Source organism: Micromonospora sp. NPDC049102, assembly GCF_043197485.1.
In the GTDB taxonomy this organism is placed as follows: domain Bacteria; phylum Actinomycetota; class Actinomycetes; order Mycobacteriales; family Micromonosporaceae; genus Micromonospora.
This window is the reverse complement of sequence record NZ_JBICTE010000019.1, coordinates 16,180-31,745: the sequence shown is the minus strand read 5'-3', so window position 1 is coordinate 31,745 and position 15,566 is coordinate 16,180. Positions and strand designations below refer to the sequence as shown.

At 69.8% G+C, this 15,566-nt stretch carries 12 protein-coding genes and 2 tRNA genes; 4 read left to right on the top strand and 10 right to left on the bottom strand.

Annotation, left to right across the window (positions count from 1 at the left end; all coding sequences use genetic code 11):
• Positions 1-27 precede the first annotated feature (27 nt).
• The 8 genes from dgoD to ACGFH9_RS18920 are packed head-to-tail and all read right to left on the bottom strand — an operon-like array spanning position 28 to position 11,913.
• Positions 28-1,173 carry a galactonate dehydratase gene (gene dgoD / locus ACGFH9_RS18955; protein WP_393220808.1) on the bottom strand — a complete coding sequence of 382 codons (1,146 nt, stop codon included), beginning with the start codon at positions 1,171-1,173 and terminating at the stop codon, positions 28-30.
• Positions 1,170-2,435, bottom strand: coding sequence for an enolase C-terminal domain-like protein (locus ACGFH9_RS18950; RefSeq protein WP_393220806.1), 1,266 nt, complete (start codon positions 2,433-2,435; stop codon positions 1,170-1,172). The genes dgoD and ACGFH9_RS18950 overlap by 4 nt, the downstream gene beginning before the upstream one ends.
• A gap of 55 nt (positions 2,436-2,490) precedes the next feature.
• Complete coding sequence (locus ACGFH9_RS18945; RefSeq protein WP_393220803.1) at positions 2,491-4,713, bottom strand: FAD-dependent oxidoreductase; 2,223 nt, start codon at positions 4,711-4,713, stop codon at positions 2,491-2,493.
• A 21-nt stretch (positions 4,714-4,734) separates the two neighbouring features.
• On the bottom strand, positions 4,735-5,574 hold the full coding sequence (locus tag ACGFH9_RS18940; protein ID WP_393220800.1) for a carbohydrate ABC transporter permease: 840 nt from the start codon (positions 5,572-5,574) through the stop codon (positions 4,735-4,737).
• On the bottom strand, positions 5,571-6,518 hold the full coding sequence (locus ACGFH9_RS18935; protein ID WP_393220797.1) for a carbohydrate ABC transporter permease: 948 nt from the start codon (positions 6,516-6,518) through the stop codon (positions 5,571-5,573). Before ACGFH9_RS18935 ends, ACGFH9_RS18940 begins: the two co-directional genes overlap by 4 nt.
• 6 nt (positions 6,519-6,524) lie before the next feature.
• The gene (locus ACGFH9_RS18930) at positions 6,525-7,838 is read right to left on the bottom strand and encodes an ABC transporter substrate-binding protein (protein ID WP_393220795.1); all 1,314 of its coding nucleotides are present in this window, start codon (positions 7,836-7,838) and stop codon (positions 6,525-6,527) included.
• A complete protein-coding gene (locus ACGFH9_RS18925; protein ID WP_393220792.1) occupies positions 7,835-8,731 on the bottom strand; it encodes an NAD-dependent epimerase/dehydratase family protein in 897 nt (298 codons plus the stop codon). The genes ACGFH9_RS18930 and ACGFH9_RS18925 overlap by 4 nt, the downstream gene beginning before the upstream one ends.
• Positions 8,728-11,913, bottom strand: coding sequence for a sugar-binding protein (locus ACGFH9_RS18920; RefSeq protein WP_393220789.1), 3,186 nt, complete (start codon positions 11,911-11,913; stop codon positions 8,728-8,730). The genes ACGFH9_RS18925 and ACGFH9_RS18920 overlap by 4 nt, the downstream gene beginning before the upstream one ends.
• A gap of 358 nt (positions 11,914-12,271) precedes the next feature.
• Between ACGFH9_RS18920 and ACGFH9_RS18915 the strand changes: the two genes are divergently transcribed.
• Positions 12,272-12,973: an IclR family transcriptional regulator gene (locus tag ACGFH9_RS18915; RefSeq protein WP_393220786.1), complete on the top strand. Its 702-nt coding sequence runs from the start codon at positions 12,272-12,274 to the stop codon at positions 12,971-12,973.
• Positions 12,974-13,121: 148 nt separating this feature from the next.
• Here the strand turns inward: ACGFH9_RS18915 and ACGFH9_RS18910 are convergent.
• Together ACGFH9_RS18910 and ACGFH9_RS18905 are read right to left on the bottom strand one after the other, a co-directional pair.
• A tRNA-Val gene (locus tag ACGFH9_RS18910) sits at positions 13,122-13,193 on the bottom strand.
• A 46-nt stretch (positions 13,194-13,239) separates the two neighbouring features.
• Positions 13,240-13,312, bottom strand: a tRNA-Gly gene (locus ACGFH9_RS18905).
• 150 nt (positions 13,313-13,462) lie between these two features.
• Here ACGFH9_RS18905 and ACGFH9_RS18900 point away from each other — a divergent pair.
• The 3 genes from ACGFH9_RS18900 to ACGFH9_RS18890 all read left to right on the top strand — a co-directional run bounded on the left by ACGFH9_RS18900 (position 13,463) and on the right by ACGFH9_RS18890 (position 15,564).
• Positions 13,463-13,708: a DUF6458 family protein gene (locus tag ACGFH9_RS18900; protein WP_393220784.1), complete on the top strand. Its 246-nt coding sequence runs from the start codon at positions 13,463-13,465 to the stop codon at positions 13,706-13,708.
• A 204-nt stretch (positions 13,709-13,912) separates the two neighbouring features.
• Positions 13,913-14,845, top strand: a complete 933-nt coding sequence (locus ACGFH9_RS18895; RefSeq protein WP_393220781.1) for an ABC transporter ATP-binding protein — start codon at positions 13,913-13,915, stop codon at positions 14,843-14,845.
• Positions 14,842-15,564 (top strand): ABC transporter ATP-binding protein, encoded by a 723-nt coding sequence (locus tag ACGFH9_RS18890; protein WP_393220778.1) that lies wholly within the window; start codon positions 14,842-14,844, stop codon positions 15,562-15,564. Before ACGFH9_RS18895 ends, ACGFH9_RS18890 begins: the two co-directional genes overlap by 4 nt.
• Positions 15,565-15,566: the final 2 nt, after the last annotated feature.

The window sequence follows — 15,566 nt, the reverse complement described above, 5'->3', positions numbered from 1 at the left end:
CGGGGTGGTCGGAGGTCGGATGGGTCGTCACCACTCGGTGAACGCGCCGTCCGGGCCGCGCCAGATGGGGGAACGGAACCGGTGGCCTCGTGCCGCCGCCTCGCGCACCGCGTTCTCGTCGACGTCGATGCCGAGGCCGGGTCCGCCGAGTCGCTCCACGTGCCCGTCGCGCAACCGCAGGACGTCGGCGTCGACGAGATAGTTCAGGCCGTCCTGGCCGTTGTTGTAGTGGATGCCGAGGGCCTGTTCCTGAATGAGGAAGTTCGGAATGGCCAGGTCGATCTGCAGGCATGCGGCCAGGGCGATCGGGCCGAGCGGGCAGTGCGGGGCCAGGACGGAGTCGTACATCTCGGCGACCGCGGCGATGCGCCGGACCTCGGAGATGCCTCCGGCGTGCGAGAGGTCGGGTTGGACGACGGCCACGCCGGCGTCCAGGACGTCCCGGAACTCGCGCCGCGTGTAGAGCCGCTCGCCGGTGGCGATCGGCAGTGCGGTCGCCGTGACGATCCGGGCGATGTCGCTGGAATACTCCGGCCGCAGCGGTTCCTCGACGAACAGCGGCACGTACGGCTCCAGCAGTGGCAGGAGGCGACGGCTGGCGGCGATCGAGGCCCGGCCGTGCAGGTCGATCGCCACGTCGTTGTCGGGGCCGATCGCGTCGCGGACCTTGGCCAGGAGCTCGACGACGGATTTCACGCCCGCGGGGGTGTCCAGGAACGCCATCGCGCCCGGTGGTGCGATCTTGACGGCTGTGTATCCAGCGGCGATCGCCGTCGCCGCGGATTCGGCGACCTGTTCGGCGGTGTCGCCGTACGCCCAGCCGTACATCCGGACGCGGTCGCGCACCGGGCCGCCGAGCAGTTCGTGGACGGGTGCGCCCCGGACCTTCCCGGCGATGTCCCACAGCGCCTGGTCGATGCCGGCGACGGCGCTGGACAGCACCGGGCCGCCGCGGTAGAAGCCACCGCGGGTGAGGACCTGCCAGTGGTCCTCGATGCGCATCGGATCGCTGCCGATGAGCAGGTCGGACAACTCACCGATCGCGGCCCGGACGGTCTCGGCGCGGCCTTCCACGACCGGTTCGCCCCAGCCGACGACACCGTCATCGGTGGTGATCTTCAGAAAGAGCCAGCGGGGCGCCACGAGGAAGGTCTCGACACGGTCGATCTTCACGGGGCCACGATCCCGCCGTCGAGGTGCCGTACCTGGGCCGACCACCGTTCGTGGAGGTGCTCCACGGGCGGGTACTTGGCCGCCTCCGCCTCGTCGAGGTCGATGCCCCACCCGGCTGCGTCCGACGGATAGAGGAAGCCGTTGCGGGGTGCGAGCGTGCCCGGGAACACCTCGTGGACGGCCGGCGCGTACTCGTGGCCCTCCTGGACGACGAAGGCCGCGCTGGTCACGTCGAGCGCGACGTTCGCCGCCGCGCCGACCGGGGACACGTCGGCTGGCGCATGCCAGGCGGTGCCCACACCGTGCAGTTCGCACAGGGCGACGAGCTTGCGCGCTGGGCTCAGGCCACCGATCGAGGAGATGTGCAGACGCAGCAGATCGACACCGCCACCCGTCACGAGCCGGGCCGCGTCGGCCACCGACGCCACCTGTTCCCCGACGGCGATGGGCATGGGTGCGGCCGCGCGGACCTCGCCGAGCCGGTCGTAGAACTCCGGGGCGATGGGATCCTCCAGGAAGAACAAGCGGTACTCCTCGAGCTGGCGGACCAGTCCGACAGCCTGCTTGACGGTCAGCCGGGAATGGACGTCGTGCATCAGGTGCGGCTCGGGCCCGAGAGCTGCGCGGGCCTGCGCGAACAGGTCCGGAGTGTCACGCAGGTAACGGTGCACGTCCCACCCGCCGGGGTGCGGTGTCCCGGTGTACTCGCCGGGCGTGGCCGGAGCGCCGTAGGTGCCCACCCCGGGACTGCCGACCTGCAGCCGGACGTGCCGGTAGCCCCGGGCGAGCAGGATGCGGGCCTGCTCCAGGGTGTCGTCGACGGTGGCCCCGCCGGCGTGCAGGTACGTGTCGGCCGCCGCTCGGACCCGCCCGCCGAGCAACTCGTAGACGGGCATGCCGGCCCGTTTGCCGGCGATGTCCCACAGCGCCTGGTCGACGCCGGACAGGGCGTTGTTGGTGACCGGGCCGCTGCGCCAGTACGACGAAAAATGGATCATCCGGAAGATGTCCTCGATGTCGGCCGGATGGCGGCCGACGAGCAGCGGCGCGACATGACTGTCGACGGTGGCGGCGACGGCGTGGAACCGCTGGGTGAATGTCGCGCATCCGAGCCCGTACAGGCCGGGATCGGTGGTGTCGACCCGGACGACGACGAGCGGCACGCCCTCCGGGGCGGTGACGATCGACCGGACGCCGGTGATGCGCAGCCGGTCACGGCCGGGCCAGGGCGCCTGCGTCTCCGGCATGGGATTGAGGGGCACGATCGTGGTCTCCTGTTCGAGGATCGTTGCTTCGGTGGACTGCGACGGCGGCCCGTCAGGCGTAGGCCCGCACGGCGATCAGCTGGGCTGAACCGGTGCCGTTGGTGGCGGTGACGACAACCCTGATCCGGTCGGTCACGATCGGGGCCGCGAGACCGTGCGTGCGGTGCCGCTGCCGGTTGTCGACCACCGACACGAGCGGTTGCCAGCCGGCCCCGGCGACGCGGGCCTCGATTCGGTAGTCGCGCACGAGCGTCGGCATGAGCGTGAACGGCATCCGGTGATGGGGCAGATTGATCAGGTCCTCGTTGACGTCGTCATTGGCGATGATCTCGACCTGGCTCACCGTCACCGGCTCCGCCCAGCCCAACTGCAACCACGGCTCGCCGTCCGTGGCGAGGGGCCGCGACATCCACAGGTGCGGTCCGGCGAAGGGGCGCAGGTACCCGTCGACCACCTTGTCGGCCGAGTAGGCCGCCGTCGGACCGGTGCGTAGGCAGAAGGTCCGGCGGCGCAGGGCTCTGCTCTTCCACTCGAGCACCGGCTGCCGCTCCTTCAGGTCCGTCGCCGGCGGCACGTGGGACAGGGACAGAACGCCGGGGACTGTCGTGTCCGCGACGTGCAGGGTCACGGCGCGGTTGGCGCGTACCCGCAGGAAGGCGTTGCGCGCGGTGGGCGGCGTCCAGTCCAGCGGAAGGCGGACCCACTGCCGGGCGCCCGCCCCGACCGCGACCTGCACGCTGTCGACAAGCGTGCCCGGTACGTAGTTCTGTCCGAGGCCGGGGTCGTAGAGGTCGACCACGAGCGTCGTGGCCTCGGCCGCGTCGACGAGGAGTTCCGGCCCCGCCAGGGCGGGATCGACCGGCAGCACGATGCCGGCGTCGGCGGTCAGCGGCCACTGCGCACCCGGTTCGGTCACGTCGATCCCGTCCAGCGTCGAGGACGCCGTCACCAGCGCCGTGCGGGCCTGATCGGTCGGGTCGGCCGCGGCCACGCCCATGAGCGACGCGTCGGAGCGCAACAGGGTCTGCTGGAGGTGACCCGTGTCGAGTTCACGTGGGGCCACCTTTCCGTCGAGACACAGGGCGGCTGCGGCTCCCGCCGCCTGGCCCAGCGTCCCGCAGGTGGCCATCACCCGGGTCGACCCGAACGCGATGTGACTGGCCGAGACGTTGCGCCCGGCGAACAGCAGGTTCGTCGTGTTCACCGAGTACAGGCACCGGTAGGGGATGGGGTAGACGCCGTCCGGGTGCAGGTGCTTGGAGGCGGCCTCCGTCGCGTACATGCCCTGCGGCGGATGCATGTCGATGGACCAACCGCCGAAGGCGACCTGGTCGGGAAACTCCGTCTGGCCCATGATGTCGTTCTGGGTCAGCACGTAGTCGCCGATGAACCTGCGGTACTCCCGCTTGCCGGGAACGGCCCCGACCCATTCCAGCGTCATCGTGTCCGCGTCGAACCGTCCCGAGTTCTTGATGTGGTCCCAGATGCCGTAGATGACCGACCACAGTTCGTCCCGGATGACGTCGTTGTCGTGGACGGTGTCCAACTCACCGCCGTACTCGATCCACCAGTACGCGGTGCCGTTGTCGCCGGCCCGGATGAGGCGCTGCTGCGGGATGCTGGTCTGCGTGATGTCCTTGGCGAACGACGGCGCCACGTAGGTGACCGGCTCACCGGCGTCCTTGGTGTAGAAGAGCAGGGTGCTGCCGAGGGTGATGTCGTCGGCCTCGGCGGGCGCCCAGGGTTCGCCGTACTGGCCGCTGGCCTCGCGGCCGATGCGGTACTCGGCGCCGGCCAGGTGTCCGATCAGGCCGTCGCCGGTGCAGTCGAGGAAGATCGGCGACGAGAAGTGGATGAGCCGTTCCGAGCCCATCATCCACCCGGTGACGGTGTGGATCTGCCGCGCCTCGGGCGGCCCACTCGCGTCGACGTCACGGACGTCGGTGTTGAGATACAGGGAGATGTTCGGTTCCGCCCGCACGGCGTCGAGCACGACCGTGTCCCACACGTACGGGTTGCCCTGCGGGTTGCGGTACTGGTTCTCGACGAACAGCTCGCCCATGATCCCGCCTTCGCGGGCGTAGTGGTTGTCGCCGTGGCTCGTGGCACCCACCACCCAGACCCGCACCTCGCTGCTGGAGTTGCCGCCCAGCACCGGCCGGTTGTTGATCAGCGCGACCGTCCGGCCGAGGCGGGCGGCGGCGATGGCTGCGCACACACCCGCCAGACCACCGCCGACCACCGTGATGTCGTGTCCGGCGTGTTCAACACGCATTGTCGTGAGCCTCCGGCGGTGTCACTTGAGCCCGGTGCGGCTCAGTGCGGACAGGAACTGGCGCTGGAACACGAGGAACACGATGATCATCGGTACGACCGAGGAGGTGGCCGCGGCCATCGACAGCCCACCGGCGAGGCCGCCGTCGCCGTCGACGAAACGGGTCAGGCCGACGGGAAGCGTGTAGTTCTCGTCGGTGGAGAGCATGATCAGCGGCGTCTCGTAGCTGTTCCAGGACCAGACGAAGCCGAGAATCGCCAGTGCCGCGAGGACGGGCTTCGCCATCGGGAGGTAGATCCGCCAGTAGATCGACCACTCGCCGGCACCGTCGATGCGTGCGGCCTCGGCGAGTTCCCCGGGTACGGCGGAGAAGTGCTGACGCATCAGGAAGGTGCCGAAGACGGTGAACATGCTCGGCAGGATCAGCGCCCACAGGGTGTCGTACAGGCCGACGGCCTGGAAGAACATGAACCGGGGCACGAGCAGCAACTGGGTCGGCACGATCGAGGTCGCGATGTAGAGCAGGAAGAGGCGGTCGCGACCCTTGAACCGCATGCGGGCGAAGGCGTACCCGGCGAGGGAGGACGTGAACAGCTCGCCGGCGACGGCAACGGTGGCCACGATCAGGGAGTTGCCGAAGTAGCGCAGCAGGGGCGGGTCGCCGGCCCACACCTCGGCGTAGTTGACCCACCGGACCGGGTCGGGAATCCACGTCACCGGAAGCGTGAACACGTCGATGTTGCGTTTGAGCGAAGCCGAGATCATCCACAGCAGCGGGAGGGCGAAGAGCACCGCGATCGCCCACATGACGACGCTCAGCACCCAGGTGCGCAGGGTTCGGTCAGTACGGCTGCGGGTCATGTGTAGAGCCCCCGTCCCTTCTGGAACCGCCACAGCAGCAGCGTCAGCAGCAGTACCGCGGCGAACGTGACGACGCCTATCGCCGCGGCGTAGCCGAACTTGTAGGCCTGGAATCCGGACTGGTACATGTAGTAGGCCAGCACGGTGGTGGACTCCCCCGGGCCGCCGCCGGTCAGGAAGGCGATCAACCCGAACCCCTGCGACGTGCCGATGAACGACGTGATCGCCAGGAAGACCGTGGTCGGCATGAGGCTCGGCCACGTGATCGCGCGGAACCGGCGCCATGCGCCAGCGCCGTCGATCATCGCCGCCTCGTGCAGGTCCTGGGGCAGTTCCTGCAGAGCGGCCAGGTAGATCACCGCTTGGTAGCCCATGCCGGCCCACACCTGGATGAGCACGAGCGCCGGCAGAGCCCAGTCCTCGGACACCAGCCAGGTCGGCGGCTCGGACAGGCCCAGGAACCGCAGGGCCTGGTTGAGCAGCCCGGCGCTGGGGTTGAGCACGAGCAGCCAGACCATACCGATGGCGACCGTGTTGACCATGCTGGGTACGAAGAACACGACCCGCAGCGCGGCCCGGCCGACCAGCGGCCGGTTGAGGGCCAGTGCGAGCAGCAGGCCGAAGGCGATCGACAGCGGAACGCCGAGGCCGGCGAAGAACACGGTGCGGCCCAGGGCTTTCCAGAACTTGGGGTCGGCGAACAGGTCCGCGAAGTTGTCCAGGCCCACCCACTCGATTCCGCCCAGGCCGGACAGCACGTTCCAGCGAGTGAACGCGATGCCCAGCCCGGCCAGCATCGGACCGAGGGTGAAGGCGACCAGTCCGACGAGATTGGGGCCGATGAACAGCCACGGCAACCAGGAACGGACCCCGGCGGGCCGGCGCTTCTTCTCCCGTACGACGGGCGGTACCGGTGACCGGGCCGACCCAACCAGAGTCTGCATGTGTCTCTAGGCCGCCTTTTTGATCGCGGCGTCGCACTGTTCCTTGGCGGTCCGGGCCCACTGGTCGATGCTGATGTTCCCGAGCAGGACCCGCTGGTTGAGCCCGTTCATGATCGTGGAGATCTCCGCGTGCGCCGTCTGGATGGCGTCCACGGGGATCCGCGCGTCCGAGGTCAGCAGGTTGGTGACCAGCGACTGCTCGTCGAACAGCTTCGCGGCGTCGGGTCCGCCCAGATCGGCGGCCAGTTTGGCGGTGTCGCCCCCGGGCAGCGATGGGAGCCGGCCGCCGGGCACCATGTGTGCCGCGCCTTCGCCGAGCCAGAACTGCAGGAGCGTGAAGGCGGCGTCCTGGTGCTTGGACTTCTTGGTGATGGCCACGTTGTCGCCGTAGGCACCGGTGTTCCAGAACTGCGCGCCCTTCTGCGGCGCCGGCATCGGCAGCAGAACGGTCTTGAAGTCGTGCGGATACTCCTTGGTGTCCTTGATGTAGCGCATGACGAACGGCTGGGAGATCCACATCGCCACCTTCCCCGTGAGGAACGGGGTCTGGGCGAACGCGTCCCACTTCTGCGCGACGATCTCGGTCATCGGGACGGCGGACTTCTCGGCCATCATGTCCAGCCGGAGTTGGAAGTTCTCCCGGAACGCCGGGTGGTCGAAGTTGGACTCGCGGCCGCCGGCCTTGTAGGTGAAGTCCGGGCCGAGCTGCTGGCGGGCGAGGTCCGGCGGGATGAGACACCCGTACACGCCGTTGCCGGACAGCTGCCTGGCGATCGTGCGGAAGTCGGCGGTCGTCCAGTCCGCCGGGACGGTGATGCCGGCCTTGTCGAGCAGGCTCTTGTTCGCCAGCACCGTCTCGACGCTGCGGCTGGCCGGAACGGAGTACGCCTTACCGTCGAAGAAGTAGTTGCTGGCCGGATTCGCGCCGGGGGCGAGAACCTTCAACACCGGGTCACCGGCGAGTCGGTCGGTGAGGTCGGTGAGCAGACCCGCCTCGACGCGTTTGGCCAGGGCCGAGCGCGCGTACGACACGACCACGTCGATGTCGAGACCGCCCTGCAGCGCGGTGTCGAGCTTGAGGTTGCCCTGATCGTCGTTGACGAAGCGGGTGTACTTGACCTTGATGTTCGGGTGCTTCGCGGTGAACGCGGCGAACAGGGCGTCGGGTCCGCTCTCCGCGGGGACACCGCCCCACACGTTGAGGGTCACCGTGCCGGCGTCACCGGAATCGCCGCCCTTGCCGCAGGCCGCGAGGAGGGCGGCGGAGCCCAGTCCGGCCGCGCCCGCGAGCAGGCGCCGGCGGCTGATCGTTCGTGTCATGGCGTCACTTCCTGGTCTGGGGATGGTGGCTGTCCGGGTGGGGACAGTGGATAGAGGTGCTCGGGGGTGAAGCCGAGCAGCCGCGTGGCCCGACCGGTGTCGATGGCGACGCTCCGGCCGGTTTGTCGCGCCCGCCGGGGCACCCCGGGTAGGTGTTCGTCGAGCAGCGCCTCCGTGTCGGTGGCGCTCAGGGTGTCCGGGGCGGCGACGAACACCGCGTGGAATCCCCTGACGCGGGCGATGAGGGCCAACAGGCCGGCGCGGGCGGCGTCGCGGGTGTCCAGGTACGCCCACAGTTCCTTGGCCCCCCACGACGGGTGTTCGACGTAGTTGCGGGCGTAGGTGTCGAACTGGTCGCCGGGACCGCCGAGCAGCGGCAGGCGCAGTGCGACGACTGTCATCCCGTGCCGGCGGGCCATCATGGCGCCGATCGCCTCGTCGGTCTGCTTCGACAGCGCGTACGGGTCGGCCACCTGCAGCGGCAGATCCTCGTCGATGGGCAGGTAGGCCGGTGTCTGCGGGTGCGGCGACCAGGGCAGGCCGGTCACCGACAGGCTGCTGGCGATCACGGCCCGGCCGACGCCCCGCTGAGCCGCCTCCTCCAGCACGGTGAACGTCGCCTGGGTGTTGGTGGTGAACACCTCGTGCGGTGTGCCGAGGGTGGGCGCGGGGATCGCCGCGCAGTGGAAGACGGCGTCGACCCCCGCGAGGGCGTCGCGTACCACGGTCGGGTCCCCGGCGGATCCGGTCACCATCCGGTCCGCCCGGGTGTCGCCCGGATCGTGCAGGTCGAGACCGGTGGTGGGGATGAGCTGGTCGGCGAAGAGCGTCAGGGCGGCCCGGCCCAGCCGTCCGGCCGCACCGGTGACCAGGACCCGCCGGGGCCAGCTCACGGCGCCATCACCTGCACCGGCCGCATCTCCGCGGTGTTCTTGGCCAGGACGATGCCGCCACCCCACTGGATCCAGCCGGCCCGGCCGATGCCGTCGTCGTCGTCGTTGACCACGAAGGACAGGGCGACCGGTGCGGTGGGCGGACCGGTGAGTCCGAGCGCGGCCCAGGGCACCGACACGCGGTAGGAGGTGGTGGTCCCGGTCCGGACGACCGCCGCCGTCGCGCCGGGCGTCGCTCCGGCCACTCCGCCGGGCGGCGGCGTGAAGGTGTACACGGCCGGACCGGTGCCCAGCAGCGCCGCGCCGATCTCGACCCGGGCGGTCGACCGTCCCGGAAGGTCGGGGCTGATCGCCAGTTGGATGGAGTCGCCGTCCCACATGCTGCCGGCCGTCTTCGTCTGGGCGTGGACGTTGTCGGTCACGTCGGCGGTCAACCACAGGGCGTCCGCGGTGCGGGTGAGCTTGACGGTGCCCGACAGGTCCGACGCGCCGCCGTAGGGAACCCGCCGGTAGTCGACCGCGCCGTCGGTCGCCAGATTCACGGGTACGACGGCGTTCTGTCCGTCGGCCTCGATCGGGTTGAAGCCGACGGTCCCATCGGCCCGGAACGCGCCCAACTGTGCCGTGTCGACGCGCACCGACATGTCGTAGGACTTCCACGGGACGATCCCCGCGACCGGTATGTCGACAGAGGTGACGGAGTTCGGCGGTACCGGGGCGACGCCGGTCACCGTGCCGCTCTGCGTCCCCACCGTCCACACGATCTGGGAGACGTCCAGAGCCGTCGCCGACTTGTTGTTGGTGATCTTGACCCGCAGCGACCCGCCGAGCGGCCCGACCGACGTCACGATCGGATCGACGGTCGCCACGACCGGATCGGTGATCATCGCGTCATCACGCAGCACCATCGACGCCGATCCCCCGGACCCGGCCCGCACGTGTACCGTTCGCGGCCCCTTCACCGTGCTACCAGGAACGGTGACGGTCTTCGTTCCCACCTGCCCGGCCGGCGCGTACACCGCGTAGGTGCTGTCCTCGATCTGGAAGTTGGTCCACGTGCCTCCACCACCGTGGGTCCGGTCCACCTTCAGCGTCACCGGGATGTCGTCGCCGACGGCGACCGTGTCCGGCACCGAGACGGAGTACACCTTCGGGTTGCTCACCGCGAGGGCCGTCGGCTTGCCCTTGGCGAAGACCGGGTGCTCGGTCAGGTCCAGCGTCACCTTGCCCTGTAGGGGTTCCAGGGTGTTCGACCGGCCGTAGGCGTTGGTGACCGTGACGGGAGTGGTGGTGCTCAGCTCCACCTGGGTCGGTGTGGTCGCCCACATCACCCGGACCGGCGTCTTGCCGGCCCCGCCGGCGAACTCGTACGAGTAGACACCCGAGCCCAGGTTGTCGGCGGCACGGAAGCCCAGACCGGCGAGCTGGCGGATCAGCACCGACTGCGTGACCAGCGCCGGCTTCGGGGCGTAGGCGTTCATCCCCAGGTACCCGGGACGGCGCATCACGCCGAAGTTGTACTCCTGGTTCGACGTGGTCGTGCCATCGTTGAGGAAGTCGTACCAGTAGTAGCGGCTGGCCCCGTTGGCCACTGCCAGGCTGGCCGTGCGGACCAGGTAGTCGCCCTGCTGCAGTTCGCTGACGCCACCGCTGGTGTGGGTCGGGTATCCGTTCTCGGTGATGTCGATCGGCATGTCGCGACCGTTGTTGTAGCGGCGGATCAGGTCTCTGAACGTCGGGATCATGGTCACGCCGCGGACCTCCGGCGGTGCCGGGAAGCCGTAGAGGTGCGCGCTGAAGCGGTCCATGTACTGCAGGCCGCCGATCTGGAACAGCTCCTCCCACCACGCGGGTCCGCCGCCGGCCGGCGCGACGACCTCGGCCTGCGGGTGGTCGGCCTTCACCTTGGCGTAGGTCGCCCGCAACAGGGGCAGGTAGCACTGCGGGGTACGACCGCACAGGCCGTTGTTGAAGCCGCCGTCGAACTCGTTGTACACCTCGACCTTGTTGGTGCCGGAGAGGGTGAGCATCGCTGAGGCGTAGGCGGCGAAGGCGGCGTGGCCCTCCGGCGTGCTCGGCGTCTTCCCGCCGTCGTAGAGCGGATTGGCGAACGCCGCGACCAGCAGAGGCTCCATGCCGTTGGCGGCCAGCCCGTTGAGGAACGGGGCACCGTAGGTGGGCATGGTGTAGGTGCCGGCGGCCTTCTCCACGTGCTGCCAGGACAGGGCGTCGCGGACGTGGGTGTAACCGACCTTCGCCATCGTGGGAATGAGACTGGGCGGGTCGCTCTGGGAGAAGTGGGTCCCGACTCCCCACGGCGCCCCGGGTCTCCGGGCGTCGGCGGGAAGCGCGTCCAGCAGCGCCACCGGCGTGTACCGGGTGACCGGGAGTCCACCCACCTCGGCCGTGACGCCGAGGGTGTAGTAGCCGGGCTTGACCGTGGCGAGGTTGACCGTCGCGGTGCCACCGGACACCGCGGCCGTGCCGCTGGCCGCCGGCACCCCCTGCTCGTCGGCGACCGCCCAGCTCACGCTGGCCGCGCTGGAGGTCACCGGGATGGTCCGCGGCTCGGATCCGCTGAAGACCAGGTTCGTCGCGGTGATGCGCACCGCCTCGGCGGTGCTGAAGCTGACCGAGACGTCGGAGACGCACAGATCGGTGGCCGACCGCCCGAGCCGGCTGTCCCAGGAGGCGATGCGGAAGTCGGCGCCGGACGGCAGATCGCCCTTGAACTCGGCGTCGGCCAACTGGAAGACGTAGGAACGCCAGACGTTCCCGCCGGTCAGCGGGACGGCGTCGCCGGCCCGGTTCTGCCCCGTGCCGTCGTACTGGATCGTGAAGTGTCCGGGGCCGGCGTCGAAGTAGCTGACCTTGACGAACGCGTACCCGGTGGTGGCCGGCTGTCGGGCGGCGTCGACCCGGAAGTACAGGAAGTCGTTGGTGATCGGCGTCGTCGTCGTGGTCCAGCAGGGGCGGCCGCCCCGCTCCGTGGCAGCCGTGGAGATCTGGCCGGAGGCGTCGCCGGGATTGCCGGCCATGCCGTTCCACTGCGGGGTCGCCGAGAGCACCGCGGAGGCCGCAGCGGCGTCGGCGAACGCTGGAGGCGCGACGCCGATCATGGGTAGACCGATGAAGACGGCCAGTCCGGCCGCGACGTGCGTCCGCCACCTGTGGCGGTGCACATTCGAGGGTCGTATCAAGTTCGTCACCTCTCGGCTCAGCCACGGTCCGCTCGTTGGCGCATCGTCGTCCCGTGACTTGGGCGCGTGGCGAGCCGACCGGCTCGCCACGGTTCGCAGCATGTGGCGCCTTTCCGTCCCTGGCGGCAGCCCGCCGGACCCACCCCGTGATGGAGGAAACCGACCCGGGCGGCTCTCATCGCGCCTGCTCGAGCAGGGTCGACTGCGGCGACCAGGCGGGATCGTTGGTCAAGTGCGGCGAGCGTAATGGTGCAGTAATAGCACCGTCAAGACATGTCGATGAAACCTGAGCGACACGAGCCCGTAGCGCTCCGCAACGGAGTGATGCTATAAATGCAACATGCTGCCGTCTCAGCCGAACAAATCGCTCCAGGATGGGCTCGACTGCCTGCAGTTGCTGGCCAGTTCCGCTGAGGCCCTGGGCTCACGCGAAGTCGCACGACGGCTCGGGCTGGAACCTTCTCGCGCAAACCGGCTGCTCAAGACCCTCGCGCACATCCGGCTGATCGAACAGGACGAGCGGCGCCGCTATCGTCCCGGCCCGGGAATCCATGCCCTGGCTGCGCAGAGCCTCTTCGGGTCGGGCCTGATCCGCCGCGCGATCGGGCCGCTCGGCGAGCTGCACGTCCACGGTCACACCGTGGCCATGGGTGTGCTCTGGCGCGACCACATGTCGTACCTGTACCACGCCGACCCGGGCATGGACACCAGCACGGCCCTCGGCCGGATCGGCCTCTTCCCGGTCACCCGCTCCGGGCTCGGGATGGCGCTGCTGGCCTCCCAGGACGACGAGAACGTCCGCGCCATGTGGGAGACCAGCGCGAACGAGACCCCGGTCGAGCAGGTCCTCACCGACCTGGCGGAGATCCGCGAAGCCGGCTTCGCCCTGCGCGCCGGCAAGACCGAGCGCACCGTCGCCGTCACCGTCGGCTCGGCGCCGTACGCCGCGATCGGCATGTCCGGCCGCTTCCCCGACGCGCACATCCCTGAACTCGTCAGCGCACTCCGGCACGCGGCAGAGAAAATAGAGAAGCACGGCTGAGACGGACCTGATCCTCGGCACCCGCCGGCGGCGAACGCCCGACCCGGGGCCGCTGCTCGCCGCGATCGGCTCCTGGCGTGCGGGGCAGGAAACAAGAAACCCGCTACCGGAGATCCGGTAACGGGCCAGCCGACCTGCTTGTATCCGGTGGGCGATACTGGGTTTGAACCAGTGACCTCTTCCGTGTCAGGGAAGCGCGCTCCCACTGCGCCAATCGCCCGTGTTGCCGCTCGACCTGGCCGCTGGGCCCGTCGAGACGGATCGCGAGCGGACGACGGGATTCGAACCCGCGACCCTCACCTTGGCAAGGTGATGCGCTACCAGCTGCGCTACGTCCGCACGCCGCCGACAAGCGCCGGCGACGGAGGGAACTCTACCCGATGCCAAGATCGGGGGACGCGGCACCCTCGGACGACGGCGATTGCGCTGCTCGACGGCGGGGTACTGATGAACCTCGACAGCACACCACACCCCCCTGAGGAGGCTGTCGTGGGTATCGGCACCAGCATCTTCCTGATCGCGCTCGGCGCGATTCTCACCTTCGCGCTCGACGCGAGCGTCGGCGGCATCAACCTCGACGTGGTCGGCTGGATCCTGATAGGCGCCGGCGTGCTCGGGCTGATCATGACGGCGTTGATCTTCCAGCGTCGCCGTACCGCCGTCGTGACCACCACCGAGCAGCCGGTCGAGTACCGCCGGGTCGAGGAGCGGCGGGACATCGCCCCGCCGCTGTGACGCGATCCGAAGTACGGGCCGGCGACCTCCCCGAGGATGCCGGCCCGCCCCGTTTCGCAGGTGGAGGCCACCGACAGACTCGCCGGCCTGCTCGCCCTCCACTTCGTGGGTACGCAGCCCTTCGGCGAAGATTCCTCGCCGCCACCGCAGAAAAGCCGCCCGGGGGCATGGTCAACGACGCCGCCGATTGCGAAACTGCTGGCAATGTCCAGCACCCCGTTCTCCCTTCCGCAGCCGTCCGCCCGGGCGCCCGAGTTCGGCCGGGACGCGCTCATCGTCTGCGAGAACCTGGTCCGGATCTACCAGACCGGTTCGATCGAGGTGCAGGCCCTGCAGGGACTGGACCTGGCCGTCGAGAGCGGTGAGCTGATCGCCGTCGTCGGCGCCTCGGGATCGGGCAAGTCGACGCTGCTCTCCATCCTGGCCGGCATCGACGCCCCCACCGCCGGCCGGGTCCGGGTCGCAAAGTGGAATCTGCTGTCGATGTCCCGCGCCGACCGGGTCGACTACCGACGGCGTACCGTCGGCTTCGTGCGCCAGCAGACGGCGAGCAACCTGATCCCCTACCTGACCGCACGGGAGATGGTGGACCTGCCGATGACGGCGGCCCGCACCGCGAAGAAGGAACGCCGGGAGCGCGCGGCCGAACTGCTGGACAGCCTCGGTGTCGCCGACTGCGCCGAGCGGCGCCCCGGACAACTCTCCGGAGGACAGCAGATGCGGGTCGCGATCGCCGTGGCGCTGGCCAACCAACCGCGGGTCCTGCTCGCCGACGAACCGACCGGCGAGTTGGACGCGGCCACCTCCGCGGAGGTCTTCGGTGTGCTGCGGGACGTCAACCGGCGGTACGGCGTCACCGTCATCGTGGTGACCCACGATCCGGAGGTCAGCAGCCAGGTCGAACGGACCGTCGCGATCCGGGACGGTCGCACCAGCAGCGAGGTGTTACGCCGCACCACCACCGACGCGGAGGGCGACACGCACATGATCGCCGAGGAGTACGCCGTGATGGACCGGGCCGGACGCGTTCAGGTGCCCCGCGAGTTCCGCCAGGCGCTGGCGCTGACCCGACGGGTCCGGCTGGCCCTGGAACCCGACCACATCACGATCCACTCCGACTCGCGAAGCGGCGAATGAGCACCGAGCCGCTGCTGCGCGTGCGCGACCTGCACCGACGCTTCCGCAGCGGGCCGACCGTCGTCCACGCTCTGCGCGGCGTGTCGTTCGACGTGACTGCCGGTTCCATGGTGGCGCTCGTCGGCCGGTCCGGCTCGGGCAAGACCACCCTGCTCAACGTCATCGGCGGCCTGGACCGCCCGGACGCCGGCACCGTGCACATCGACGGGACCGACGTCACCGCGCTCGACGAGGATGGCCTGTCCCGGCTGCGACGGGAGAAGGTGTCGTACGTCTTCCAGAGCTTCAGTCTGATCCCGGTGCTGTCCGCCACCGAGAACGTCGCCGCGCCGCTGCGGCTGGCCCGCGTCGCCCCGGCCGAGCGCGAGCGCCGGGTCGCGTTGCTGCTGGAACTGGTCGGCCTGGCCGACCACGCCCAGCAGCGCCCGACCGAACTGTCCGGCGGCCAACAGCAGCGGGTGGCGATCGCCCGCGCGCTGGCCGCCTCGCCCCGGCTCCTGCTCGCCGACGAGCCCACCGGGCAACTGGATGCCGAGACAGGCCTGTCGGTGATGGCCCTGCTGCGTGGGGTCGCGGAGTCCGAAGGCGTCACCGTGCTGGTGTCGACCCACGACGCGGTGATGATGGCCCTGGCCGACCGGGTCATCCGCATCCAGGACGGGCACCTCGACGACCAGGCGACCGGGCAACCGTCCACGTCCGCACCGACCGCCGGGTGACG

Coding starts and splice junctions, on each gene's coding strand:
- ACGFH9_RS18945 (WP_393220803.1), bottom strand. CDS start 4,713: ATGCGTGTTGAACACGCCGGACACGACATCACGGTGGTCGGCGGTGGT.
- ACGFH9_RS18890 (WP_393220778.1), top strand. CDS start 14,842: ATGAGCACCGAGCCGCTGCTGCGCGTGCGCGACCTGCACCGACGCTTC.
- ACGFH9_RS18895 (WP_393220781.1), top strand. CDS start 13,913: ATGTCCAGCACCCCGTTCTCCCTTCCGCAGCCGTCCGCCCGGGCGCCC.
- ACGFH9_RS18935 (WP_393220797.1), bottom strand. CDS start 6,518: ATGCAGACTCTGGTTGGGTCGGCCCGGTCACCGGTACCGCCCGTCGTA.
- ACGFH9_RS18940 (WP_393220800.1), bottom strand. CDS start 5,574: ATGACCCGCAGCCGTACTGACCGAACCCTGCGCACCTGGGTGCTGAGC.
- ACGFH9_RS18930 (WP_393220795.1), bottom strand. CDS start 7,838: ATGACACGAACGATCAGCCGCCGGCGCCTGCTCGCGGGCGCGGCCGGA.
- ACGFH9_RS18915 (WP_393220786.1), top strand. CDS start 12,272: ATGCTGCCGTCTCAGCCGAACAAATCGCTCCAGGATGGGCTCGACTGC.